At 39.5% G+C, this 24,135-nt stretch carries 17 protein-coding genes and 1 pseudogene; 4 read left to right on the forward strand and 14 right to left on the reverse strand.

What is annotated here, in order from left to right:
- Positions 1-212: 212 nt before the first annotated feature.
- The 6 genes from bfr to J671_RS12265 form a co-directional block, all read right to left on the reverse strand.
- A complete protein-coding gene (gene bfr, locus J671_RS12240; protein WP_032040461.1) occupies positions 213-617 on the reverse strand; it encodes a heteropolymeric bacterioferritin subunit Ftn in 405 nt (134 codons plus the stop codon).
- A 254-nt stretch (positions 618-871) separates the two neighbouring features.
- Positions 872-2,908, reverse strand: a complete 2,037-nt coding sequence (gene ligA, locus J671_RS12245; protein WP_031944290.1) for an NAD-dependent DNA ligase LigA — start codon at positions 2,906-2,908, stop codon at positions 872-874.
- Positions 2,909-3,002: 94 nt separating this feature from the next.
- Positions 3,003-4,040, reverse strand: coding sequence for a cell division protein ZipA C-terminal FtsZ-binding domain-containing protein (locus J671_RS12250; RefSeq protein ID WP_031982377.1), 1,038 nt, complete (start codon positions 4,038-4,040; stop codon positions 3,003-3,005).
- Position 4,041: 1 nt separating this feature from the next.
- On the reverse strand, positions 4,042-7,491 hold the full coding sequence (gene smc / locus J671_RS12255; RefSeq protein ID WP_006581119.1) for a chromosome segregation protein SMC: 3,450 nt from the start codon (positions 7,489-7,491) through the stop codon (positions 4,042-4,044).
- Between the two features lie 10 nt (positions 7,492-7,501).
- The gene (locus J671_RS12260) at positions 7,502-8,197 is read right to left on the reverse strand and encodes a GntR family transcriptional regulator (protein WP_001047228.1); all 696 of its coding nucleotides are present in this window, start codon (positions 8,195-8,197) and stop codon (positions 7,502-7,504) included.
- 249 nt (positions 8,198-8,446) lie between these two features.
- A complete protein-coding gene (locus J671_RS12265) occupies positions 8,447-9,250 on the reverse strand; it encodes a sulfite exporter TauE/SafE family protein (RefSeq protein WP_004710335.1) in 804 nt (267 codons plus the stop codon).
- Between the two features lie 30 nt (positions 9,251-9,280).
- Here J671_RS12265 and J671_RS12270 point away from each other — a divergent pair, with 30 nt between their 5' ends.
- Positions 9,281-10,033 carry a biotin--[acetyl-CoA-carboxylase] ligase gene (locus J671_RS12270; protein ID WP_031982379.1) on the forward strand — a complete coding sequence of 251 codons (753 nt, stop codon included), beginning with the start codon at positions 9,281-9,283 and terminating at the stop codon, positions 10,031-10,033.
- Positions 10,034-10,048: 15 nt separating this feature from the next.
- Complete coding sequence (locus tag J671_RS12275; RefSeq protein WP_031982381.1) at positions 10,049-10,783, forward strand: pantothenate kinase; 735 nt, start codon at positions 10,049-10,051, stop codon at positions 10,781-10,783.
- Positions 10,784-10,832: 49 nt separating this feature from the next.
- Here J671_RS12275 and ffh read toward each other — a convergent pair whose 3' ends face one another.
- Positions 10,833-12,242, reverse strand: a complete 1,410-nt coding sequence (ffh, locus tag J671_RS12280; RefSeq protein ID WP_000460622.1) for a signal recognition particle protein — start codon at positions 12,240-12,242, stop codon at positions 10,833-10,835.
- A 140-nt stretch (positions 12,243-12,382) separates the two neighbouring features.
- Here ffh and J671_RS12285 point away from each other — a divergent pair, with 140 nt between their 5' ends.
- Together J671_RS12285 and J671_RS12290 are read left to right on the forward strand one after the other, a co-directional pair.
- On the forward strand, positions 12,383-13,192 hold the full coding sequence (locus tag J671_RS12285; RefSeq protein WP_000624644.1) for a cytochrome C assembly family protein: 810 nt from the start codon (positions 12,383-12,385) through the stop codon (positions 13,190-13,192).
- Between the two features lie 84 nt (positions 13,193-13,276).
- Positions 13,277-14,221, forward strand: a complete 945-nt coding sequence (locus J671_RS12290) for a tRNA dihydrouridine synthase (protein ID WP_006581124.1) — start codon at positions 13,277-13,279, stop codon at positions 14,219-14,221.
- A 75-nt stretch (positions 14,222-14,296) separates the two neighbouring features.
- On the opposite strand, the gene J671_RS12295 is transcribed toward J671_RS12290, so the two are convergent.
- The 7 genes and pseudogenes from J671_RS12295 to J671_RS12325 form a co-directional block, all read right to left on the reverse strand.
- Positions 14,297-15,250, reverse strand: coding sequence for a DUF6160 family protein (locus J671_RS12295; protein WP_031982382.1), 954 nt, complete (start codon positions 15,248-15,250; stop codon positions 14,297-14,299).
- Positions 15,251-15,409: 159 nt separating this feature from the next.
- The gene (locus J671_RS12300) at positions 15,410-17,821 is read right to left on the reverse strand and encodes a DUF6160 family protein (RefSeq protein WP_031982384.1); all 2,412 of its coding nucleotides are present in this window, start codon (positions 17,819-17,821) and stop codon (positions 15,410-15,412) included.
- Positions 17,822-17,853: 32 nt separating this feature from the next.
- On the reverse strand, positions 17,854-18,579 hold the full coding sequence (locus tag J671_RS12305; RefSeq protein WP_004888567.1) for a DUF6160 family protein: 726 nt from the start codon (positions 18,577-18,579) through the stop codon (positions 17,854-17,856).
- 15 nt (positions 18,580-18,594) lie between these two features.
- Entirely contained in the window at positions 18,595-20,727 is a 2,133-nt protein-coding gene (locus J671_RS12310; protein WP_031982386.1) for a hypothetical protein, read from the reverse strand.
- 229 nt (positions 20,728-20,956) lie between these two features.
- Entirely contained in the window at positions 20,957-22,258 is a 1,302-nt protein-coding gene (locus tag J671_RS12315; protein WP_031982387.1) for a hypothetical protein, read from the reverse strand.
- Positions 22,259-22,568: 310 nt separating this feature from the next.
- Positions 22,569-23,138 (reverse strand): dCTP deaminase, encoded by a 570-nt coding sequence (dcd, locus tag J671_RS12320; protein ID WP_000985728.1) that lies wholly within the window; start codon positions 23,136-23,138, stop codon positions 22,569-22,571.
- Positions 23,139-23,251: 113 nt separating this feature from the next.
- Positions 23,252-23,847: pseudogene (locus J671_RS12325) on the reverse strand (LysE family translocator).
- Positions 23,848-24,135 lie beyond the last annotated feature (288 nt).

Here is a 24,135-nt window from a genome sequence, read left to right on the forward strand (position 1 = left end):
TACAAATTTTCTGACTTTTTTGTAACTGCCAAAGCCTTATATAGTAAGGCTTTGAATATATTCAATTTGACATTATTAACATCTAATCAGTGACTTCATTTTATTAAAATGAGCCAATAAAAAACCCAGCTTAAGCTGGGTTTTTCACATCATTAAATTTGAGACTGAATATAATTTTGCAGGCCAATCAGCTCAATTAAACGCAACTGTTTTTAAAGCCAATAAGTATGGTCTTCTTCAGTATCTGATAATTGTTGACGTAACATGTCACGACTAATGTAGTCGCCTTTTTCTTCACAAAGTTTAATACCTGTGGCTAATTTTTCACGCACATGATATTCAAGTGCTAAATCAGCTTTTAAGCAAGATACAACGTCTGTACCAACATTGATATCTTCACGGTGCATGTTTGGTTTGGCACCTAAAAACAATACACGACGAATGATTGCATCGGCATGAGAAGCTTCTTCTTGCATCTCATGGTCAATACGCTCATAAATCTTGTTTAAGCCCCAATCTTCATACATACGAGAATGGATTAAATATTGATCACGGGCAGCCAACTCTCCGCCAATGAGCATATTTAAATAGTCTATGACTTCTGGATTGCCACGCATAATAAATCTCCTATCGTATGAGTCTATTATGGGCAAACTTAAAAATGATTGCAAAATAAAAAATAGTTAAGTTTATGATTTTTATCAAATTAAAATGAGAAACATACGCATTTGCAGTTTAAGTTATTTAAATTTCCTTTGCAAAAAGAAACGCTTGTCCGATTTATAAGCTCAGACAAGCGTTCAAATATGGCATAAACCATCAATTTATAAATTTGTAACTAAAATCAATGGTTCTTATTTCGCTAAGTCTTTTAGCTCAAAGTCTGCCCATAACTCGCCATGAGTGATAAGAAATCTGTTTCATTCATGACAGGAATACCTAATTTCGTAGCCTTTTCTAATTTTGAACCGGCTTTTTCACCTGCAACCACACACTTCGTTTTGCTTGATACGCTACCGCTTACACGCGCCCCTAATGCTTGTAGCATTTGAGTGGCCTGATCACGGGTCATTTGCTCTAACGTGCCTGTAAGTACCCAGCTTTCACCATTTAAGGGTTGGCGTGTTGGTGCAGTTGGCGCATCCCAATGAATACCCGCGGCAATTAAACGATCGAGTACTTCAATGTTATGCGGTGCCAAGAAAAAGTCAGCAATCCACTCTGCTGTAATATCCCCTACATCCGGGGTTTTCTTTAAAACTTCTACATTCGCAGCTTTAAGGGCCTCAAGCGTTTGGAAGGTATTTGCTAACATTCTAGCCGTTGTTTCACCTACTCCACGAATACCTAATGCATAAATAAAACGTGCTAGAGTTGTTTTCTTACTTGCTTCAATCGCATCTATTAGGTTCTGTACTGACTTTTCTCCCATTTTTTCAATGCCCAACAGTGTTTCTCTGTGTTCATGCAAATGGTAAATATCAGCCACATCTTTAAGTAAATCGAGACGTAATAAAGATTCTACCCAACGATCTCCCAAGCCCTCGATATCCATCGCTTTACGCGATACGAAGTGACGAATGGCTTCAATACGCTGTGCAGCACAATATAAACCGCCTGAACAACGTGCGAGAGCTTCACCTTCAGGCATCACTACAGGAGATGCACATACTGGGCAGGACTCTGGTAAATGAACAACTTCTGCTTCAGCAGGACGGAACTCTGGCCAAACTTTTTCTACTTTAGGAATTACGTCACCTGTACGGTAAACACTTACAGTATCTCCAACACGTACATCTAGACGGTGAATTTCTCCAATATTATGCAAAGTCACGTTAGAGACAGTCACACCACCCACAAAAACAGGGTTTAAGCGTGCTACAGGCGTTAAAGTCCCTGTACGCCCTACTTGCCAGTCAATTTGCTCAACAGTCGTAAGAGCGGCTTGTGCAGGGAATTTATAAGCGGTTGCCCAGCGTGGTTCTCGGCTTAAGAAACCAAGCTGCTGTTGTTGTTTTAAGTCATCGACCTTTACGACCATGCCATCAATTTCAACTTGGAGGCTTGGACGTTCTTGCTGAATTTGCTCATAACGCTGCTGTACTTCTTGAATTGAATTACACAAGTACTGACGCTCAGCAATTTGGAATCCAAGTTCCGTTAACCATTGCAAGCTATCATGCATAGTTGTGAGACCATGATTTGGTTCACATTGTGCAATTCCATACGCGTAAAATGCCAAAGGTCGACCAGCAGCAATATTCGGATCAAGTTGTCTTAAACTTCCTGCGGCTGCGTTTCGAGGGTTAGCGAAGGTTTTTTCCCCTTTTGCTTCCTGATCGGCATTCAGTTTTTCAAAACCAGACTTAGGCATGAGTACTTCGCCCCGTACTTCAAGTAGACGAGGTATTTCATATTTTTCTGAATGCAGAACTTTAGGTAAGTTACGAATGGTTTTAACGTTTTGAGTAATATCTTCGCCAGTTTCACCATCCCCACGAGTTACACCACGAACCAGTACGCCATTTTCATACCATAGTGAAATCGCAAGACCATCGAGTTTTAACTCAACTTCATATTGTACTTTCTGGTTTGGTAGTCGCTCTTCTACACGGCGTGCAAATGCAAATAAATCTTCTTGGTTAAATACGTTACCAAGTGAAAGCATTGGCACCACATGCGTCACACTCTCAAATTTTGAAAGCGCTTGACCACCTACTTTCGTAGTTGGTGAATCGGTTTGTACAAGTTCCGGATATTGCTCTTCTAAAGCTTTTAACTGATGAAATAAATGATCATATTCACTGTCCGAGATTGTCGGCTGATCCATAACATAGTAGGCATGGTTATGCTTTGCAATCAGTTGAATAAGCTGACGCATCTGTTCGATCACGGAAGTTATTGCCATTATTTTATTCACCATAAAAAAGGGTGGAAATTTCTCCACCCTGAGCTGCGACTAGATATTTTGCAATTATCGCAACCTATACCAAAAATTTAAACTAGGCTGTTGCCTGTGCTGGACGATAATCAATCACATGATGGCGCCAATGTTCTTTTAACTGCGGCGTAAATTCAAGATTATTTTCATCATAAACCTTACCATCAATTTCACGAGCAATCAGACCTGCAATACTGGTCATCATGTCAAAACCTGTCACGGCTTTACTGTTTGGAAGTGCAAGGAAAAATGCCAAGCCTTGAACTTGTTCAGCAGATAAAGTTTCTAAATCGAAACCAGCAGGACCATTATCGGTCATACGAAGTACAGAGAACATGAGTGCACTTGGTTCATCTGTATTTTCATAGCGATGGAAACAAGACATTTCACCGTAACGTAGACCATATTTTAAAAGTACTTTCAGTGCTTTATCGCCCGATAATGCACGGCGCGGATTTGGATAAACATTTAATGCAATAATCTGTTCAGCCATTGCCAACGCACTTTCGTCGTCAAAACGTTGTTGCTCATGTAGATGTACATCCAGAATATTACTTTCACCTTCAAATTCGGCAATTTCAGCCGTTTCAATATTTGGGTTTAAACTTAATTCTGGCTCAATTTTCAGTTGCTCTTCTGCAACTTTTGGTTCTGATGAGCTAACAACTTCTGGTTCAGCAGAAACGGTATCGACTAACTCAACTGAACTATTTTCGCTTACAGTTGGGCTAACAGTATGTTCTTCAGCTTTAACTTCTTCTACTTCTACTGGCGTATTTTCAACGGGTACTTGTGTCTGGACTGTTTGAGCTTGCGAAGCCTGTTCTAGTTCTTTTGTTTCCTTTTCTTTTGGCTGTTCCTGCTCGCTTAAAGTTGGTTCCACTCGTTCAGCCACATTTGCTGACGCAACAGTAACTTCTGGCTGTTCAAGTTGATCTCGTACATGACGAGGGATAACTGGTTGATTACTTTCAGGATTAATATGTAAATCACTGTCTAGCGAGGGTTCAGCATGGTTCGGCTTTTTTAAAATCATTCTTAAGCCAATTAGCATGATAATAATGGCAACAACGATGCCAATAATCGTATTGATTTCCATTCTATGACTCCGAAACTAACCCGTATTCTTTTGCCTGTTCTAAATTGACAGTGACTAATTTTGATGTACCCGGTTCAGGCATGGTTACACCCAACAAGTCAGTTGCCATGGTCATCGCCAGCTTATTATGTGTAATGTAAATGAATTGTACATGTTCAGAAAGCTCTTTTACCAAATTACAATATCTCTGTACATTCGCATCGTCGAGTGGAGCGTCCACTTCATCGAGTACACAAAACGGTGCCGGATTTAACCTGAAAATAGCAAATACTAATGCTAACGCTGTTAACGCTTTTTCTCCACCGGAAAGTAATGCCAGAGAACTGTTTTTCTTACCCGGTGGTCTCGCCATGAGCTTAACCCCAGATTGCCAATCATCCTCAAGACTTAAACTGGCTTCACCACCATTAAAAACTTTTGGAAATAGATTTTGTAACTCTTGATTAATCTGATCAAAAGTCGACATAAACAACTTACGGGTTTCTTGGTCAATGCTCTTCATTGCATCTTTTAACTGAGTTACCGTATTTTCCAAGTCTTGAATTTGATGACTCAACTCATCAAAACGCTGAGAAACCTCTTCAAACTCTTGTGAAGCAGCTAAGTTAACTGCACCGATTTTTTCAAACTGTTTCTGTACTTTTTCCAGTTTTTGCTGGTGTTCAGTTAAATCTATTTTCAAGCCCGTTTGAAGCTCGGCATTTAACTCTTTGAGCTGTTCTTGATAGTGCTCACGATCAGACTTGGCTGCTTGCCATGCTAAACGCTTTGCTTCAAGCTGCTCTCTAAGCTTTTCATCTTGCTGTTGGTATTGATGACGTTGGTCTGTAAGTGTTTGTTGCTTCTCTTGAACACTATTAAGCTCAATCTGCCATTCATTCCATGTCTTTTGCAGCTTTTCAGTTTGAGCAAATTGTTGTTGAAACTCTGACTCAAGGTTTGGCAACTCTAACTGAATAGGGTCCACAAACTTTTTCGCCTGTTCCATTTGCGCTGTAATTTGTTGATATTGGCTCTGCAAGAACGAAATATCTTTTTCAAGTAGCTCAATCTGTTGAGTTGTATGCGTACTATTACGGCGTAAAATCTCACGTTCTTGTTGTTGCTGTTGCAAGACTTGTTGCTGTTCTTCAAGCTGCTCTGTTAATTCTTCTACCTGAAATTGCAAAGTTTTATAGTCAGGTAAAATGGTTTCAAGCTTCATTGCTAATGCATGCAAATCAATTTCAAGATCGTCTTTTTGCATTGCATCTTCTTCAAGCTGCATATCTAACTGAGCGAGTTGATCTTTCAATTGTTGTTTTTGCAATAAAAATGCTTGTGCTGCGGTTTGCTGTTTAGCAATTTGAACATCTAGCTGTTGCAAGTCTTTTTGCTTTTGTTTAATGGTTTGTTGTTTCTGCTGTAAGTCAGCTTGTAGCTGTGTAAGTTTTTCTTTTTCCTGAACTACCGTTTCATCTAATGCTTGTAGTTCAGGTTGCTGCTTGTGAAGAACTTGTTCAATTTCATCTAGACGAATACGATGACTGAGCATACCTTGCGCACTTTGACTTTCGTCATCATACATAAGAGCAATTACCCAGTCCTGCCCAACATGATAACCATCCAAGGTTAAGATAGACTGGCCATGTTGCAATTGCTTTTGCTCGTTTAAAGCGTGAGATAAATCTTGTGCAATCGCCACATTGGAAAATATTGAAAGCTGTGGTGACGCAATCCAATCATTCAAGCAAGTCAGGTTGCCCTTAAATTTGCTTGATTGCTCTGAAGGTTTTAACTGGCGAGCAATTCCTTCCTGAAAAGCTTGTTCAGTTTCAACAATATGTGCCTGTAACCATTTTGCTAAAAACTTTTCAATAATCTGTGCGTGTAGTTTGCCCTGCTCGGTTAACTCTAAAGCCTGCATTAAACGTAGCGTATCTTGGTTTTGCTTTGGACTTTGTTTAGCAACAAGCTGGCTTAAGTTTTTCTGCTCTGACAATAAAACCTGTATTTCTGTCTTTAACGTTTGCTGCTGGTTTTTATTTGCCTGATACGATTGTTGAGACTGTTCAATATGCTGCACATACTGCTCAATATCAGCCTCTAAGGTCGAGATTTCACGACCAAGCTGCTGTTGCAGTTGCTCAAGCTCGCCTTGTTCATCTTCGTGTACTTGCGATTGAATCTGACTTGCCTGATGTTGCAGTGTTTCTTTTTGCTGTTCAATGCGCTGAACATTTTTGCCTAATTGCTCGATTTGAGCAGACATTTGCATTTTTTGCTGCTGTTGTTTTTCAACCTGAGCTTTTACTTGCTCAAATTGTTGCTGCGCTTGCCGTTGCTGTGATTGTAAACCAGCAAAATTTTGCTCTGCTTCAGCTGCTGTATGCTCAACTGCTGTTAAAGCTTCAGTTTGTTCTTCTAGCTGACTATTCAGTGTTTCAAGCTGTAATTCAGAAAGCTGTAAACGTTCTTTCGTTTGAGCTTTTTGTTGTTCCAATTGAACAAGGGTTGTACTATTTTGCTGAAATAAACTCTGTTTTTGCTCAAGAGTCATTTTAAGTTCAGATAATTTTTTTTCAGCTTGCTGCCACTCTTGTTGTAGTGGTGAAGATTGCTGAATAAGTCTCTGAAATAAAGCACTGGTAGATTCTAAATCATGTTCAATCGTACTTAGCTCAGAGCGAACTAATTTAAAAGTTTCCCCCAGTTCGTTCATTTGAACGGTATATTCTTCTTGTAGGCGTACACTTTTCTCTGCCTGAAAAGACAAAATTTCAATTTTGAGTGTACGAATTTGACTTTCTAAGGTTTTATATTGAACCGCAGCTTCTGACTGACGCTTAAGTGTTTTAAGCTGAGATTTTAACTCAAGCGCAATATCTTCCAAACGTGAAAGGTTTTGCTCCGTATGTTCAAGGTGCTGCAAGGTTTCGCGGCGACGCGCCTGATAACGAGAGACACCAGCTGCTTCTTCAATGAAAATACGCATTTCTTCAGGTTTAGCATCAACCAAGCGGTTAATCATGCCCTGTTCAATCACAGCATAAGAGCGTGGCCCTAAACCCGTTCCCAAGAAAATGTCGGTAATATCACGGCGGCGGCAACGTGTACCATTTAAGAAATATTCAGATTTACCTTCACGGGTCACCTGACGACGAACAGCGAGCTCGTTATAAGCGTTATAAGCTCCCCCCAATTTGCCATAGGTATTGTCAAAACGCAGTTCCACACTGGCAACACCCACTGGTTTACGCTTGGATGTTCCGGTAAAAATAACATCTTGCATACTACCACCACGAAGCTGACGAGCGTTTGACTCACCCATCACCCAGCGGATCGCATCAATAACATTGGATTTGCCACAACCATTTGGACCAACCACTGCTGTACGGTTAGCCTTGAAATTTAAAGTTGTACTATCTGCAAAAGATTTAAAGCCGGAAAGTTTTAAACTGCTTAAACGCATAATGCCCTAACTAACGGCGTGAGCGTCTCGCCCAAGCCAATTCAATCTGTTTCATTCGTGTCAGCGATTCCAACACAAGGTTACGTAAGTGTCGACAAAAATCTTCCATAAATAAAGCGGCTTGTTGTGATTTTCGGATCAAAATTGCATCAGTCACGAGTTTAAATAATGCAAACGCTTCTTGCAGTTCCCTTTTAGAGGTATTTAGCGTCAAAAAATAACTACGACGTAACGAAGGTAATAATTCTTTATAAAATTTCATTAAATAAGGATTACCCACCATATCTTGCTGTTCAGCCAGATATTGGAAAATGGCATCGTAGAATTTTTCAATATCGCCTGCTTTTACATGTTCAAGAAGCTGTTCTAACAAAAGCTGTAATTGATCAGCTTCATGGGCGCGCCATGTTTCACTGATGCGTTGTACAATATGCCCCAATAACATCATATTTGTATCAAACAGTGCTTTCACTTGTTGTGCCGACATTTCTGAAACAATTGCCCCCCGACGCGGAAAAATCTCAATAAGATGCGTACGTTCAAGCAATAATAATGCTTCACGAACTGACCCCCTACTTACATCAAGCTCTTTCGCAATACGAAGCTCTTGTATGCGTTCGCCTTCGACCAATTCGCCGCTAATAATCTGTTCGCTAATATATTTGACAATTTGCTCAGAAAGACTCTCTGTCTCTTCGAGATTCATAAATCACCCGCTACTTTTTATATGCATTAATCCATGCTTTTCTTTCGCATCCTTGTTTTTAACTGATCCCATCCATTAAAAACTATGTCATTGTCTGACAATTTTATTGCATTTTAAGCCAACCCGCCCAAAATCTATACAGAAATCGGATGAAAAACTCAGCTTTAGTCTGTTTAAATCTTTAAATAAAAAAAAGCTTAAACTGTGAGAGTCTAAGCTTGCTTTTCTATATTTTTTAATAAAACGTTTTTAATTCATAAAACCTTTATAAATAAAATAACTGCCTACCACGACTAACAAACAAGCAAAGCATTTTTTTAGCATTTGTGGTGACAATGCGTGTGCAACCTTGGCCCCAAGTTTAGCGGTCACAAAACTCATGACACTAATACCAATAAAAGCATAGATGTGCACATAACCAATCGTATTAGGTACAGAAATGTGCTCTTTAGCACCAAACCACATAAAGCCAATTGCACCCGCTACAGCAATAGGTAAACCACAAGCGGCAGAAGTCGCGACTGCTTTTTGCATGACTACACCATGACGGTTTAAATATGGAACAGTTAAGCTACCGCCTCCAATACCAAAAATTGCTGAGGCAATACCAATACCCCCCCCTGCCATAAACTGCATAGGTGTTGAAGGAAGCTGACGTGTTGGGTCAACAACCACATTTGCGCCTTTAAACATACGATAGGCCATCACAACTGCAAACACACCAATCAGAAGCTGTAAATGCTGACCAGATAAAAGATCGGCAATGCCTGCGCCTAAAAATGAGCCCAGCACAAGACCGGGTGCTAGATTACGAAAAACAGGCCAAAGAACTGCACCTTTTTTATGATGGGCAGAAACAGAACTAAAAGACGTCACAATAATAGTTGCTAAGGAGGTTCCGACTGCAATATGCATGATTACTGCCGGGTCATAGTGCAACTGGGTAAAAACGACATAGAGGATTGGTACAATAATTAGTCCACCGCCAACTCCAAACAATCCGGCAGTAAAACCAGCAATTGCGCCAATGAGTAAATATATGATTAACTCCATAAATGTTTTACCACTCTGCTCATATTCAACATGGATTTAGAGACTCGCCAACTACAACAACTTTTAAGCGCAAAAAACCAGCTTCCAGAAGTGGTTTTATTAAAAGCAACCACAACTTCGACCAATGATGATATTCGTGAAATTGCCCAAAAAGGCATTACAACGGGCTTGGTTTGCAGTGCTCAACAAACTCAAGGGCGAGGTCAACATCAACGGCAATGGATTTCACCTGAAGGAAACATTTATTTAAGCACATTGGTGCAAACTCGAACACCCTTAGATGGTCGCTTAGCACTTGAAGTTGCTCTAAATATTCTGCAAATCTCACAGTTACAACCTTTGAGCTTACAAGTGAAATGGCCAAATGATTTGTACAGTACGCAAGGAAAATGGGGTGGAATTTTGGTCGAACCACTTTCCCAGCATCAGGCTATTGTGGGTGTAGGTATTAATTTAAAAACACCACCAGTAACTGATAGTGATCAGCCAATTACTTCTTTAGAAGATTTGGGCCTAGAGCAAATGAGTCGGCTTGAACTCATTTCAGAACTCTATGTGGCAATTCAAAATGCAGCTCGCTGGTTTGATCATGGTTGCTACAACTTGGCAGGCCGTTTTAACCACCATGCAGCATGGATTAATCAGTTAGTTCAATTTGAACATAGTCAAGGACTAGTATATGGCCGTTTCGTTGGAATCTCTAATGAGGGTGCAGTCATTCTTGAAACTCCGGAACCACAGCAGTTTTATCAAGGTCGTTTAAGACCACAATCAACTCAGTAATCAGGTATTTTCCCCATGAAAAGTTTATGGCTTGATATCGGAAACACCCGTTTAAAATACTGGATTACTGAGAATCAGCAAATTATTGAGCATGCAGCTGAGTTACATTTGCAGTCACCTGCCGATTTATTACTTGGATTAATCCAACACTTTAAGCATCAAGGTTTACATCGTATTGGAATTTCTTCAGTTCTCGATACCGAAAACAATCAGCGTATTCAGCAGATTTTAAAGTGGCTTGAAATTCCTGTTGTTTTTGCCAAAGTGCATGCTGAATATGCGGGTTTGCAATGTGGCTATGAAGTACCAAGTCAGCTCGGGATTGACCGCTGGCTACAGGTACTTGCTGTTGCTGAGGAAAAAGAAAACTATTGTATTATTGGTTGCGGAACAGCGCTCACGATTGATTTAACCAAGGGCAAACAGCATTTAGGCGGTTATATTCTACCTAATTTGTATTTGCAACGTGACGCACTCATTCAAAATACCAAAGGTATTAAAATTCCCGATTCGGCTTTTGATAATCTAAACCCGGGCAATAACACAGTCGATGCAGTACATCACGGCATTTTGTTAGGTCTTATTAGTACGATTGAGAGCATCATGCAGCAATATCCTAAAAAGCTGCTCCTCACAGGTGGAGATGCTCCTCTTTTTGCTAAATTTCTACAGAAGTACCAGCCAACTGTTGAAAAAGATCTTTTACTTAAAGGGCTACAACAATATATTGCTCATTATCCTAAAGACTAAAATACAGAACAAAATAAAAGGCGCTCTAAGCGCCTTTTATTTTATGGTTTTATTTCTTTTGGTCATTGTTACCAAACAGTGGTCCCATACCGCCACCACCGCCAAATTGTTTTTGCATATTGCCTAATGAACGCATCATTTTGCTCATACCAGATGGATTCGCAAACTTCTTCATCATTTTAGCCATTTGAGCTTGTTGCTTAATGAGCTTATTCACTTCAGCAACATCCATACCACAACCTGCCGCAATACGTTTTTTACGACTTGGGTTCATCAGGTCTGGGTTACGGCGTTCTTTAACAGTCATCGATTGGATAATTGCTTCCATTTTTTTGACTTGTTTTTCAGGATTCGCTTGCTCAATCGCTTGCTGGATTCCTGCACCGCTCATGCCAGGCAACTTGTCTAAGAAGCCCATCATGCCGCCCATTTTTTTCATTTGCTCAAATTGCATCAGCATATCTTCAAAGTTGAAGCTACCGCCTTTTTGCAATTTTTTCGCCATTTTTTCGGCTTTTTCTTTGTCGATTTTACGTTCAACTTCTTCGACTAAAGAAAGTACGTCACCCATACCTAAAATACGTTGAGCAACACGATCCGGATGGAATGGCTCTAAGGCATCAAGCTTTTCGCCCATACCCAAGAACTTGATTGGCTTACCAGTAATCGCACGTACAGAAAGTGCCGCACCACCACGCGCATCACCATCAGTTTTAGTAAGAATCACACCTGTAAGTGCTAATGCATCATTAAAGGCTTTAGCAGTATTTGCAGCATCCTGACCTGTCATAGCATCAACCACGAACAGAGTTTCAGTCGGCTTAACTGCTGCATGCAATTCTTTAATTTCGTCCATCATGTCTTCATCGACATGTAAACGACCTGCTGTATCGACAATCAACACATCGGCAAACTGGATTTTTGCCTGTTCAATTGCACGGTTAACGATATCAATAGGCTTTTCAGAAGGATCTGAAGGAATAAAGCCTGCACCAACTTCTGCTGATACAGTTTCTAACTGTTTAATTGCTGCCGGACGATAAACGTCGGCAGAAACGGTCATTACTTTTTTCTTTTGACGTTCTTTTAAGAAACGTGCCAGCTTGGCAGCAGTTGTAGTTTTACCTGCACCTTGTAAACCAGCAAGCAATACAACCACTGGAGGCTTAGCACTTAAATCCAGTGTTTCATTGGCCTCACCCATCATCTTGGTGAGTTCGTCATAGACAATTTTTACAAATGCCTGGCCTGGAGATAACTGGGTCATCACTTCTTGGCCCAATGCCTCTTCCTTAACTTTCGCGATAAATTCACGAGTTACAGGTAACGCGACATCGGCTTCAAGAAGAGCCATACGTACTTCACGTAAGGTATCTTTAATATTGTCTTCGGTCAGCTGCCCTGAGCCAGTAACATTTCTTAAACTCTGCGTGAGTCGTTCTGTTAAGGTATCAAACATTGCAAAATCCGCTTAAAATGGCTAGTTGCAAAAAAATCTTTCTCGAAATAGAAAATTTATGCATAGAATGCTATAGGATACTTTAGTTCGCAGCGAATTTATATCTTATCTAGATGAATTAATCCTGAAAAAGGTTTGACATGATTAGCCTCCCCTTGGTTTACACAATTTTGGCACTCATCGCATATACCACTTCTTTCTGGTATCTGTTCATACGTTTAATGTCAAAACGTGAACCAAACCCATGGTTATTTGCTCTTGTTACGACCTTGGCACTGCTACTGCACGGCACAGTTTTATGTCATGCAATGCTCACGCCTTTAGGAATTAACTATGATGTTTTTAATCTAGTCTCTTTTACATCGTGGCTTATGTTGTTGTTAAGTTTAATTTTTAGTACTTTTCGTCCGATTGTACCTTTAAACTTATTAGGCATTCCTGTAGCAGCCATTGGTCTTATTTTAGGTTTTGCATTTAGTAAACCAAATCAGTTTATTGAGCAGCACTCATTAGGCTTAGATACGCATATTATTCTTTCACTTTCGGCCTATGCGGTTCTACTCATGGCAACCATACATGCAATCTTGATATGGTTCCAAAACCGTGAACTCAAAAAGAAACAAAAAAAACGCTTCTGGGTCAATTTACTCCCGCCCATTCAGGCCATGGAGTCCTTGTTATTTGATTTAATTATTACCGGTTTTATTTTATTAACCATTGCTCTGGCGTTTGGTTTCTTAACTGTTGATAGTTTCTTTGCTCAGCATCTCGCTCATAAAACCGTATTTAGTATTATTTCATGGATTATTTATGGCTCATTACTCATTGGCCATTACAAACTCGGCTGGCGCGGTCAAAAAGCGATTCGTTTTACCCTAATTGGTTTTGCATTATTAGCGATCGGCTTTATTGGCAGTAAATTTGTGCTTGAGATGATATTAGGCCGATAAAACAATTAAAATTTCAGCACTACTAGACAGCGTTATACATATCCCGTATAACGCTGTTTTTGTTTTAATCAGGTGACTCAGACTGTGAAACTCATACTCGCTCCAATGGAAGGTTTAACTGACCCGATCATGCGGGATACACTCACATCTGTTGGTCATTTCGACTGGTGTGTAACCGAGTTTATTCGCGTTACAGACAGTATTTTGCCAGACCATATTTACTATAGTTTTTGTCCTGAGTTAAAGAACGACGGTAAAACAGCTGCGGGAACGCCTGTGCATGTTCAGTTCTTAGGGAATAATCCAGATATGCTGGCAGCAAATGCTGCAAAAGTGGTTGAACTAGGTGCTCCTGCAATCGACCTTAATTTTGGTTGCCCTGCAAAAACAGTCAATCGTCATAGAGGTGGATCCGTACTTCTAGATGAACCAGACGTGGTACATATACTCATTAAAGCAGTCCGCGATGCGGTACCAGCGCATATTCCTGTTTCAGCAAAAATGCGTCTGGGTTATCTCGATGAAAACCACACCATGGAAAATGCCCATGCGGTCGAAGATGCTGGCGCAAGCTGGTTAACAGTACATGCGCGAACGAAAGCAGATGGCTATACGCCTCCTGCCTACTGGGAAAAAATTCTACCGATTAAAGAAGCTTTAAAAATTAATGTCATTGCTAACGGCGAAATCTGGACCAATGCCGATGCAAAAGCCTGCCAACAGCAATCTGGTTGTGAAGATTTAATGATTGGTCGCGGTGCTGTGACGACTCCCGACTTAACGCAGTGCATTCGTAATAATATGGATGAGGCATTATTTAGTTGGGAACAACTCGTTGACTTACAAATCCGTTTTTTAAATGGTCAAGCCAAAACAGAAATTGGTATGGTTGGTCGTTATAAGCAATGGCTAGGTATGATGACCAAAGCCTACCCTCAAGCCAAAGAATTATGGGACCAAGTTAAACGCATTAAAGCTTTAGATGAAATTGTTCAAAAGTTACAACAAACCAGTTCATCACATCGTTAAACAATTAAAATTTATAAAAGAGGGTGGTTGTTTATACAACTACCCTCTTTTTTATTTCAGGTTAAGTAATTAGTTTTAAAAACCGCTTACTTTCATTTTAAAGTCGGTTACCGAAGCACCTGTAACTCCAAAACTCCCCATCGACCCATTAGGTAAATTATTAAACGTTGTTGGACTTTGTATTCCTGCATTTCCTAAAGTTATATTGTTAAGCGATGCATCAAATTTACTCGAGACACCTGTATTGCCAAAAGTAAGCCCTGTTGGGTCAACTCCAGCATAAAACCCATCAAGAACAAACCCTGTAGATGAATTTGTTCCTGCAAATTTAAATCCAAAATTCGCACCGGTATTATCAGACACTAACGTAATTGGACAACCAGATGCAGCAGAACAAATCGATTGAATAGCTCCACCAAATTTGACCATGACAGACTGGGCAGCATGACCCAATTGAATGTTTAAACGGGGCTTATTGGTCTGTACAAAGTTAATATCCAAATTTCCGGTAGAGCGAATAAGTTCTTTCACTCCTGTATTTACCGTGGTTCCCGAGCTAAAAATTGATTTGGGTGCATAACTAGTCACCGCATAATCCGAAGGACTAGAAACTGATGTATTAGGCGCTAAATAAACTGAAAATGGTGTAAGCCGAATACCATTGACGTCACTTCCCATTGTGACAGCCAAGTTCACAAAAGGCTTACCTGCACCTGCATCGGTATCTATAGCAATATTGAAAGACGGATTGGTCGATACAGCTGCTTTAATAAATTCTATACTTGGAACAGGATTAGTAGAGTTCCCCGCAATGACGAGACCAGCTTTGCTGTTGTAAGACGTAGACGCAATACCATTGGTATCAATCAAGGCGACTTGATTAAATTTAACTTTATCGGCCTGAATGCCTAGCGTTAAACCATTTTGACCCGTCGTTGCTGAAAGACTTTGGTCGTCTAAAGGCTGCATCGCAAAAACACTTGAACTACTGGCAAATAATAACCAGCAGGCTATATTTTTATTTTTCATGTTGCTCTAATCCTTAAGAGACAAACGTTTATTATTTGTTCAGATTATCAGAATAATAGATGAGTACAAAACAATTATCCCTATAACCCGACGAATGCAAATCCAATCACATTCAAAAATTAAATTTTAAAAAAGTGGCGATATCACTACTTTTATTTATTAGTTAAAAGCACCATTTCTCGGCACAATGCTAAAGTTACTATTTAAACGTCCACCAGTAATAGCAAGTTCACCTAAACGTGCGCCCGCCCCTGTTGAAGGTGGATAGAAATTAATATCTTTAACACGTAAAGCACCATCAATGTTCTTATCAGGGTTAAAGTACACTGCGGTATTTACACCCACTTTGCCTAGTCCGCTCGCACTGTCTTTTCCAACAACTAATGCTGTGTTGAACCCAAGCTTTCCAGTCATGTTCTCCAGACCAATTGCAGAGCCATCAATCGGGTCACTAATTTGAACTGAGTTTCCGGTTGCTGTGGCAGGCATTGTAAAATCACCCAAAACAGTGAGCGCACTACCATCCGCAATTGAACTGTTTGGCACTATTGATAAATTAAGATCTCCGCCTAAACGCAGCTTTAAACCAAATAAAACATCGTTATTTCGAGCAAAGTTATCAATTGGTGAGGTACAAGATCCTGTTGCTGGACAAGATTTATATTTAGCCCCCGGTAAATAACCCGCTGCAATTTCAGTTGATAAGGCAAGTAACATATCTTTTAAACCGATATTTAAACTGCCATTTTCTAAACCGATAGTCCCATTACCTTTTAAGAACATATCGATATTACGTAAGCCCATATAGTAGTCGGTAGGATTACCCGCATTATTGGCATTTGGAGAACCATCAATTAATAAAATTGAAGTTGTTTTTGTACCGCCTGAGTCACGTCCTGTTGTGCCAACAGCAACACCAAATCCTAAACGCGAAGTCGTTCCCGAGGTACCTACAGCATTCTGAACAGGTCTACCATTAGCATCTTTTGTATAGTAAAAAGCGCTATTCGCAGGTGCATCTACCCCATAAACTGCGGCATTAGCATTTAAATTATAAAAAGGTAACGCCAAGCCCCATTGATTACTTAAGCCATTATCTGCAAATTGATTAGCTGCAGCGACATTTGCACTGGTAGTAAAGCGACCACGTCTAGAAAATGCCTGAAACTCTGCTCCACGCATCGCAAGAATTAGACTAAATGGATTAGTCACCGTATCCCGGTGAATATTATGTTGATAATCGGCAGCGGTTGTTAAAGTGCCAGATCCTAAACGAATTGCATTTAACGTTGCGTTATTCGGCATTAATAAGGTTTTTGTATCAGCAAGATTTAAATAAATATTTCCGCTATCAAAGTAACCACGTGTAGCTGAGTTCAGCCCAGTTAAATTACCAAACTCAAAACCATAAGCATTCAACCCTGCCCCACCAATTTCTAAAGTCGTGGCTTTGCCATCGGCGCCTAGCATAGAATCGTTATCTTTAGTGAACTCACCTTTCATACGAAAGGCAATTCCAGTATTACCCAAAATACTATTACTTGAGGTGGTGCCTGAGGCAGTATTTGCTGTACCTAAGGTTGCCGTGTCCGAAGAGCCATCCATACCACGGACTTGTAAATAACTATTTACCATACGTCCGCTTGCACCTACACGAATTAAACCTTTTGAATTTTGCGGTGTATTCGTAGCATCTAACCCATAAGGATTGGTTTTATCTACATTAGAACTGAGCATTACTTCAATGTTCAGACCTGAATTAGTCACTTTGCCATTGCTATCAACATAAGTACCTGCCGTTAAACCCGAAGCTGAGTCTGCTACCCGATTAAAGTCGACATAGCCATATGTACTATTTGGTGTTTGTCCAATAGCGGCCACATTTGACCCAGTATTAGTTTGTAAAACTAAGCCACGGATAGGGTCAATAAACATGACACCTTTACCCACAAAATTAAAGTTAAAATTCTTTAAAATTAGTTGGTTGAGTTGACTACGAGCATCTAACTGTCCTAAATAAATATTTGCGTTATTTATACCCAATGTCATATTTGACTGGCTATTTGGAGTAAACAGGCCATCTTGAGTAGTCAATGCTAGATTTAAAGGTGATGTTGTTTGAATAGCCAACTGCCCTAACGTAGGTGAGCATGTAGCAGAACTATTACAAACTTTAACGCTATTTACCGTAATGAGGGATGGACTACTTTGCATAGAAAAATCAACACCAGCTTTACCTGTAGTCGTATTACTCCCCACATCTAAACGGTAGTTCGTTCCTAAAGCTTGTGTAGAGGCATTACTTTTTTGTATTTTTACACCGCTCGCTTGAGCTCTTAAAACCTGATCAGCACTTGTTGGCGTGCCCGCATGATCATCCCAATAAGCAGTATCAACATTAATTTCGTTGAAAGTCGTTTGAATTGAGATCCCATCTTGACCATTGACTGCACTCAAATCGGCATCGGTTAACGCTTCTAAAGCAAAAACTTGTCCACTCACTAACAACATGCTGGCTGTTAATGTATTTAAAATAAACTTTGAGCCGTGACTTTCTTTATTTTTGTTCATCACTTCAGTTCCTTTGAAATCTACATTAACCGTTAACAACGGGGATGGCTACCATCACAGCTAAACACCATGACTTTTCCTTGAATAGCCAAGTTGCCGTTCATCATTAAACCCATAAAACCTGTTTCACGTCCATAGTCATAGGCTGAAGGCGTTGCTGTGGCCACTTGCTGAGTCGCACTGTTTGCAGTTGCAGCATACGTTGGTTTTTTGAAATATGCATAATCATACATATTCGTACTCGAGCCTTGGGTCGTTGTTGAACTTGTAAAGTTATCTTGCTCAATGGATAAAGCATTAAAACCAAAATTACGAATTAAAATTGGTTGTGCAGCACTAAAACTTAGTTGAATAGCAGGTTTTATAATTTCGGTATTGGTTTTATCGAGATACTTCAAATCAGCACCATCCAAACCCATTTTTTGGATGTTTAAAGTTCCTTGTACACCTTTAAACACCAACCAAAGCTTATTACCACTATCACTATTTTCAGCCCAACCACTTGGTTTAGTCGCGTCTGCTTGCACAAAGCGTTTATTAATTGCTAAACCAATGTGGCAGAACTCTACGTTTTCACAAACGCCGCCACTACCATTATCAAATATACCGTTACTGGTCTGGTTTAAATTAAGCATTAAAGACAAATCAGCACCAGCTTGACCATTAATCGCCTGTAAAGCGTCGTTGTCCAAAGTTTGTAATTCTGCATGACTCGCAGTTGCACAAAGAGTAAGGAGTAAAGCAGTTATTTTTTTCATCGCATTATTCTCCTCTTATAGACCCTTTGTGGTGAGTTTTAAATGCTGAATGAGCAAGCCATCCACCACAGCAGAACCTAAATTGTTCAGAGGAGTAATGTTATTTAATGCAGGTGCCTGATTGGCAGTTGGAATCACATAGCCTGTGGTACCGTTACTACTACCAATTAAATCGTTGACCACAGCATTTCTTGATGTGAGCCATGGAATAGAAGAGTTACTCCAGTCACGGTTTGAAACCGTTCCATACATTGGAGTTGAACCTGATGTACTCGTACATCCTAATGCACCAGAACACTTCGCTGCGTCAGCTGGTTTAGCTGTTGGATTTGTAATCACCCAAGAGCCTGTACCTTGGTTATATTCCCACTGATATAAATACCCGACAGTGGTATAACCACAGTTGGAATTAAATAAACCACAACTATAGGTTTGATTCCATGTTTGAGTATTTTGCTCTCTTTGTTTAAAACGTACTTCTGTCATGGTAGCAGATGTAGTACCAGACACAGAGTTAGTCAATGACACTAAACTACCAGCTGAAGTTCCAGAAACTTGTGTTCCAGTTGAAATTAAACGACCAAAGGAAACTCCAATTGCGCCTTCACTTGTGTTTGCTAACAAGGTTTTCCCATTATCAGGGCTATAAACTGTCCCAATTGCAATACTACTGTGTGTTGGATTAGCACATGAGTAAACGTTACAGGTAGATCCTTTGTAAGTAGCATCAGCACCCGTGTAATCGGTATAAATCTGCTTATATATTTCTGGCTTATTGGCAATTCGTGCAATTTCTATACTAAAATTTTTACCATCAGAACCCAAAATAAGGGGTTGATATAAATTACCTAACACTAAGTTAATATTGGGATTATATAGATATAAGCCTTCAGTATCTGCAAATTTCGGTGCTATAGCACCTGTCGAATCCAACGCTGGCGTATATAAGTTATTTGATGCATTCGGAGAGTCAGAGGTTTCACGAGTACTCAATCGTAAAACTTTACTGGTATCGTTAAAGGCACTTCGTGTCTTACTTGATGTTTTTGTATCTGTTCTTGTGCGATTTTCTACATAATAACGACAGCCACGTGATGTACTAAAACTTCCTGTACTGCTATTACCACAGTCGCCACTACTGCTTGTACTTAAAGTCGAATTTGCCCCAGCATGTACTGTTTGCCAACCATTATTCGCACTCGTTGCATAGGTTTGGGTTTGACTCGTAACATTTTCAGTCACAATACTTGTGTCTTTACTATCACCTGTATTTAAGCGAACTAAGCCAGACATCCCCAAGGTATTGTTATAAAAAGGACTCATTCCACCAACAGAGGTTGCGCCACCTAGTGTTTGGAACATGCTAATCTGGCTGCCATTGAGACTAAAGCCATTTAGAATTCCTTGTAACCGTAAACGGTTCGCACGACTTGTATCAATACTGGTACCAATTAATCCATTACTATCGCCATATTGGAATTGTGCTAAAGAACCATTTGTCGTTGCCACAATATTAGGATTCCGTACAAATGCATCCGCCCATAAACCTAATTTTAAATTATATGCGTCTGCACCCTCTGCACCATCAATAGTAGGTTGATATAAAGGAGCCTCTAAAGATAAATAGGTAACAGGATACCCCCCACTATCTGTAGTACTAAAGTTAGGAATATTGTTGACAGTTTTTACTTTAAATACCCAAGGGTTCGCACCTGTTCCCCAGCTTGAAATCGCTGCTGCTGTTGCAGTATTGGCAATACGTGAGTTTGCATCACCGTCCGATTTGGAAAGTGCTAAACCATAAAGAAAGATATCCGCTTTCCCGACTGCTTTATCCTCGGGCCCAACAGAGCCATTACCACTAGTATCAGCGGCTGCGACACTTAAAGGGCCTACAGGTACATAGTTAATATAACCAGTATCTTTACTACGGTCGGTAATAATTTGATTTACAGATTCATTGGGACCAGCACCACGGAATACCATAAATGCATTTTGGGGTAATATTGCGATCCCCTCACCCGTAGTTTCACTTAAACCAGCATCAGAAAGTTCTTCAAGAGCAAAACTCGATTGACTTAAACAAAGTCCAATTAAACTTGCTAAAACGGTTTTTTGAAAACTGACCGTATAATTAAGTGTAGTCATCGTGACCTTCCTGTTTTATACGATGCCGCGCACCATATTTCTTTTTCTTTAACAGTCCTTAATGTGTGATGAAATCACTTCCTTTTCCATCTCACAAGGGGCAAACTTTAAAAAAAATTGCCAACCTTTCCACATTTCTATTATGCTGAATATTTATTCAAATGCAAAATTAAATCAGCAAAAATGCATTTTTCCGATGAATGAAAAATGGTTAAAACAAACAACTTAATTAGCAGAATTTTAAAGAACCATAACAGTTAGCTGAGAAATTTTGCTTTTGTAAAACCACATTAGTTAAGCTCATAGAAGCTGGGGTTTTTCCTGCTAAATCAACATTTCCAATTGGAAGATTACCTAAAAGTAAGCAATTGTACGCAAGTGCTCCACATGGAACAGGATTACTATTTAGATATGAGCTGACTTGTCCTAAAGCATCATTAATAGTAGCTAGAGCAATATCCACACTTCCTGTAGGAGTAATTTGACCAATATCAATCGGGTTTGTAAGCTCTAACCACCATCCTGTTTGAGCGGTGGACGCAGCCTCAGGCCACAGAATATTCACCCCCTGCACAGATAAATAACCAGCAGATCCATTTAATTGCGCAGCATGGAAATAGCCCAGGCTTTGTTTAATAGCTACATTTACATCTAAATTATTTACTGTCCCGGTTACATTACCTGAAATCGCAACGGGAAGACCTAGTACTGAAGCAGTTGCATCTAAAGTGCCCGTAACTGCAATTCCTCCAACCCTTGCAGTCGCATTTAAATTAGCTGTATTAATACGTTTACCCGTAATAACTTGTTGCCCCATAGATAGAGTTCCAGTACCACTACCCAAGTTTAAATTATACGAATTGGAGGTAAACGGAACTGTATATACATTACCGAGAACTTGCGCTCGTCCTGTAATTGCTGTTCCTGTCTCATCTTGAGTAATCCCATAGTATGGATTGGTAGTTACCGTCCCACCCGTTGGTTTAGTTACCATATATCCACTCAAAGAGTTAATACCACTCGCCGCATCGCCATTTTGTAAACCAAAAGTAAGTAGGCCAGAAAGAGATTTCGCACTTAATCGGAAACCTTGTATTTCACGTGTAGAAGCTGAATTTGGGTTTTTAACCGCGAACTCTAAAAATGGGTTTGTAATAACGGCGGAAGATGCAGCTCGTTCCGCACTGGTACTATCGACAGTACCACCACTTAGGCTCAAATAATCGATATCAATATCACAAGCCCCTGCTCCATTGACACCACCACAACCTAATTGTAATTTTTTAATATTGGCATTCAGTTCTAACTGGGCATCTAGGGCAAGTCGATAAAAGCCCATATTTCCGTTAGTACTTGAGTTACTTGCAGCATCGGTAGGTGCGATATAAGACATACTCATCAAGGCTTGGCCACGAGTAGCTGACAACTCAGCATCTGACATTGGAACTAAGGTAGAACCAGCATAAGCTGAAGAAAAGCATAAACTTCCAAGCGCTAGAATAGCTAAATGAAGAGACTTAAACTGTCGCATGACCGACCTCCGTATCCTTGGGGGCATAATCTAATTTAATTTCTTTTTATTTGGCTTCCTTTCTTTAATCTAATCTTAAATTGAATAAAACAAAGAAATGCCTATAGCTGATTTTTATGATTTAAGTCCATTTAAATTGTGTGATACAACTCAAAGAAACAAATCAATTATTGATCATTTTATATCATTTTTTACAAAAGAAAACGTTCATTTATAAATATTCCGATGAATGCCACTTTCTTTATTTTTCAACAAAAATGGGCCACTTCAAGTGACCCATTTTTTAGAATTTAATCTACGTTAGAATAACTTAGGTTTTAGGAAGTGTAACACCAGTTTGTCCTTGGTATTTACCACCACGGTCTTTATAAGATGTTTCACAAACTTCATCGCTTTCAAAGAACAACATTTGTGCAACACCTTCACCAGCATAAATACGTGCAGGTAAGTTCGTCGTATTTGAAAACTCTAAAGTAACGTGACCTTCCCACTCTGGTTCCAAAGGCGTCACATTTACAATAATTCCGCAACGTGCATAAGTTGATTTACCCAAGCATACAGTTAAAACATTACGTGGAATGCGGAAATATTCAATTGTGCGCGCCAAGGCAAATGAGTTTGGCGGAATAATACAAACGTCAGACTCAATATCGATAAAACTTTTTTCATCGAAATTTTTCGGATCAACAATTGCAGAATGTACGTTGGTGAAAACTTTAAATTCACGTGCACAGCGTACGTCATAACCATAGCTAGAGACCCCGTACGAAATCAATTTTTCGCCATTCTTATCAAAACGGACTTGATTCTCTGCATAAGGTTCAATCATGCCGTGTTTTTCGCTCATTTCGCGAATCCAACGATCAGACTTAATAGCCATGTATTTTCTATCCAAAAGGTAATTTCATTGATTGCGACGTACTTTAACGTAAAAAAGCAATTATGAAAACAATGGTGGCTACTCTTCGTGACAAGAATAGCCCAGCAAGACTTTTAAAGGTTTAATAAAGCAGAGTAGCTAATCGGAATTGAGAAGCTGACCAAAACCAGCGAAGCTGTTTTTTGTAAATTCGTCTGATTTAACCAACTTACTTTATTAGCTGCCAAGATTGATCCTAAAAAAATCCAAAATAAAGCAATCGGTGTAATTAAAGCCAAATAAGCCAGCATATGAATGAGATAAATATGAAAATCAGTCCATGCTGTAACAGGAAAAATTGCAGAAGCAAAAAGTAATGCTTTAGGGTTCAATAGAGTTGCACAAAACAATTCACGTGGTCGAATAGTTGGCTGATCTAACTCAAATTGTTGATTTGCTGTGTGCCATAACTTAATCGCTAAAAAAATAATGTAACAAGCACTTAGCAATTTAAGCATAGGAGGTAAGAAAGGAAGTGTTGCAGAAACTTTCCCGATTAACATGCCCCAAGCGGAAATCGAAATAATATATCCAAGAACTTCTGCTGGAATTAACTTAGCAGACTTCCTAAAACCAACTTGTACACCAGATGATGCCAGTAAAGTATTGGTTGGGCCTGGGGTAAGTAAAATTGTGGCAACTAAGCCAATAAAAAAAGCCATGAAATCATTGAATGACCTCACAATGTAGTCATCTCAGATTAATAGATATCTTTTATGAAGGCAAAATCTAATTGTAAGACGATTTTTTAAAACACTAACACGGTAAAAGTAAATATTATTATTAAACAAATAGATACAAAAAAGTAAAGAAACTTAAGCTAAAAAACTTTAGAGTCAGTTGTCGAGCTTTGCGTGCCAAATTGTATTAAGTAATATAAGTATTTTTATTTTAAATCTATTTTTAAGTTGAAAAGATCTATAATGAATTATTACAGCAGTAAGTTTAATTTTTAAGC

Origin of the sequence: Acinetobacter sp. 1130196 (assembly GCF_000588095.1) — a bacterium.
GTDB classification, from domain to species: Bacteria; Pseudomonadota; Gammaproteobacteria; order Pseudomonadales; family Moraxellaceae; genus Acinetobacter; species Acinetobacter nosocomialis.

What these genes read in the sequence shown, in the direction of transcription:
- J671_RS12260 (WP_001047228.1), bottom strand. Translation starts at nt 8,197, where the DNA reads ATGAATCTCGAAGAGACAGAGAGTCTTTCTGAGCAAATTGTCAAATAT.
- smc (WP_006581119.1), bottom strand. Translation starts at nt 7,491, where the DNA reads ATGCGTTTAAGCAGTTTAAAACTTTCCGGCTTTAAATCTTTTGCAGAT.
- J671_RS12295 (WP_031982382.1), bottom strand. Translation starts at nt 15,250, where the DNA reads ATGAAAAATAAAAATATAGCCTGCTGGTTATTATTTGCCAGTAGTTCA.
- J671_RS12315 (WP_031982387.1), bottom strand. Translation starts at nt 22,258, where the DNA reads ATGCGACAGTTTAAGTCTCTTCATTTAGCTATTCTAGCGCTTGGAAGT.
- J671_RS12285 (WP_000624644.1), top strand. Translation starts at nt 12,383, where the DNA reads ATGATTAGCCTCCCCTTGGTTTACACAATTTTGGCACTCATCGCATAT.
- J671_RS12310 (WP_031982386.1), bottom strand. Translation starts at nt 20,727, where the DNA reads ATGACTACACTTAATTATACGGTCAGTTTTCAAAAAACCGTTTTAGCA.
- J671_RS12250 (WP_031982377.1), bottom strand. Translation starts at nt 4,040, where the DNA reads ATGGAAATCAATACGATTATTGGCATCGTTGTTGCCATTATTATCATG.
- J671_RS12275 (WP_031982381.1), top strand. Translation starts at nt 10,049, where the DNA reads ATGAAAAGTTTATGGCTTGATATCGGAAACACCCGTTTAAAATACTGG.
- J671_RS12265 (WP_004710335.1), bottom strand. Translation starts at nt 9,250, where the DNA reads ATGGAGTTAATCATATATTTACTCATTGGCGCAATTGCTGGTTTTACT.
- ligA (WP_031944290.1), bottom strand. Translation starts at nt 2,908, where the DNA reads ATGGCAATAACTTCCGTGATCGAACAGATGCGTCAGCTTATTCAACTG.
- dcd (WP_000985728.1), bottom strand. Translation starts at nt 23,138, where the DNA reads ATGGCTATTAAGTCTGATCGTTGGATTCGCGAAATGAGCGAAAAACAC.
- J671_RS12305 (WP_004888567.1), bottom strand. Translation starts at nt 18,579, where the DNA reads ATGAAAAAAATAACTGCTTTACTCCTTACTCTTTGTGCAACTGCGAGT.
- J671_RS12300 (WP_031982384.1), bottom strand. Translation starts at nt 17,821, where the DNA reads ATGAACAAAAATAAAGAAAGTCACGGCTCAAAGTTTATTTTAAATACA.
- J671_RS12270 (WP_031982379.1), top strand. Translation starts at nt 9,281, where the DNA reads ATGGATTTAGAGACTCGCCAACTACAACAACTTTTAAGCGCAAAAAAC.
- ffh (WP_000460622.1), bottom strand. Translation starts at nt 12,242, where the DNA reads ATGTTTGATACCTTAACAGAACGACTCACGCAGAGTTTAAGAAATGTT.
- bfr (WP_032040461.1), bottom strand. Translation starts at nt 617, where the DNA reads ATGCGTGGCAATCCAGAAGTCATAGACTATTTAAATATGCTCATTGGC.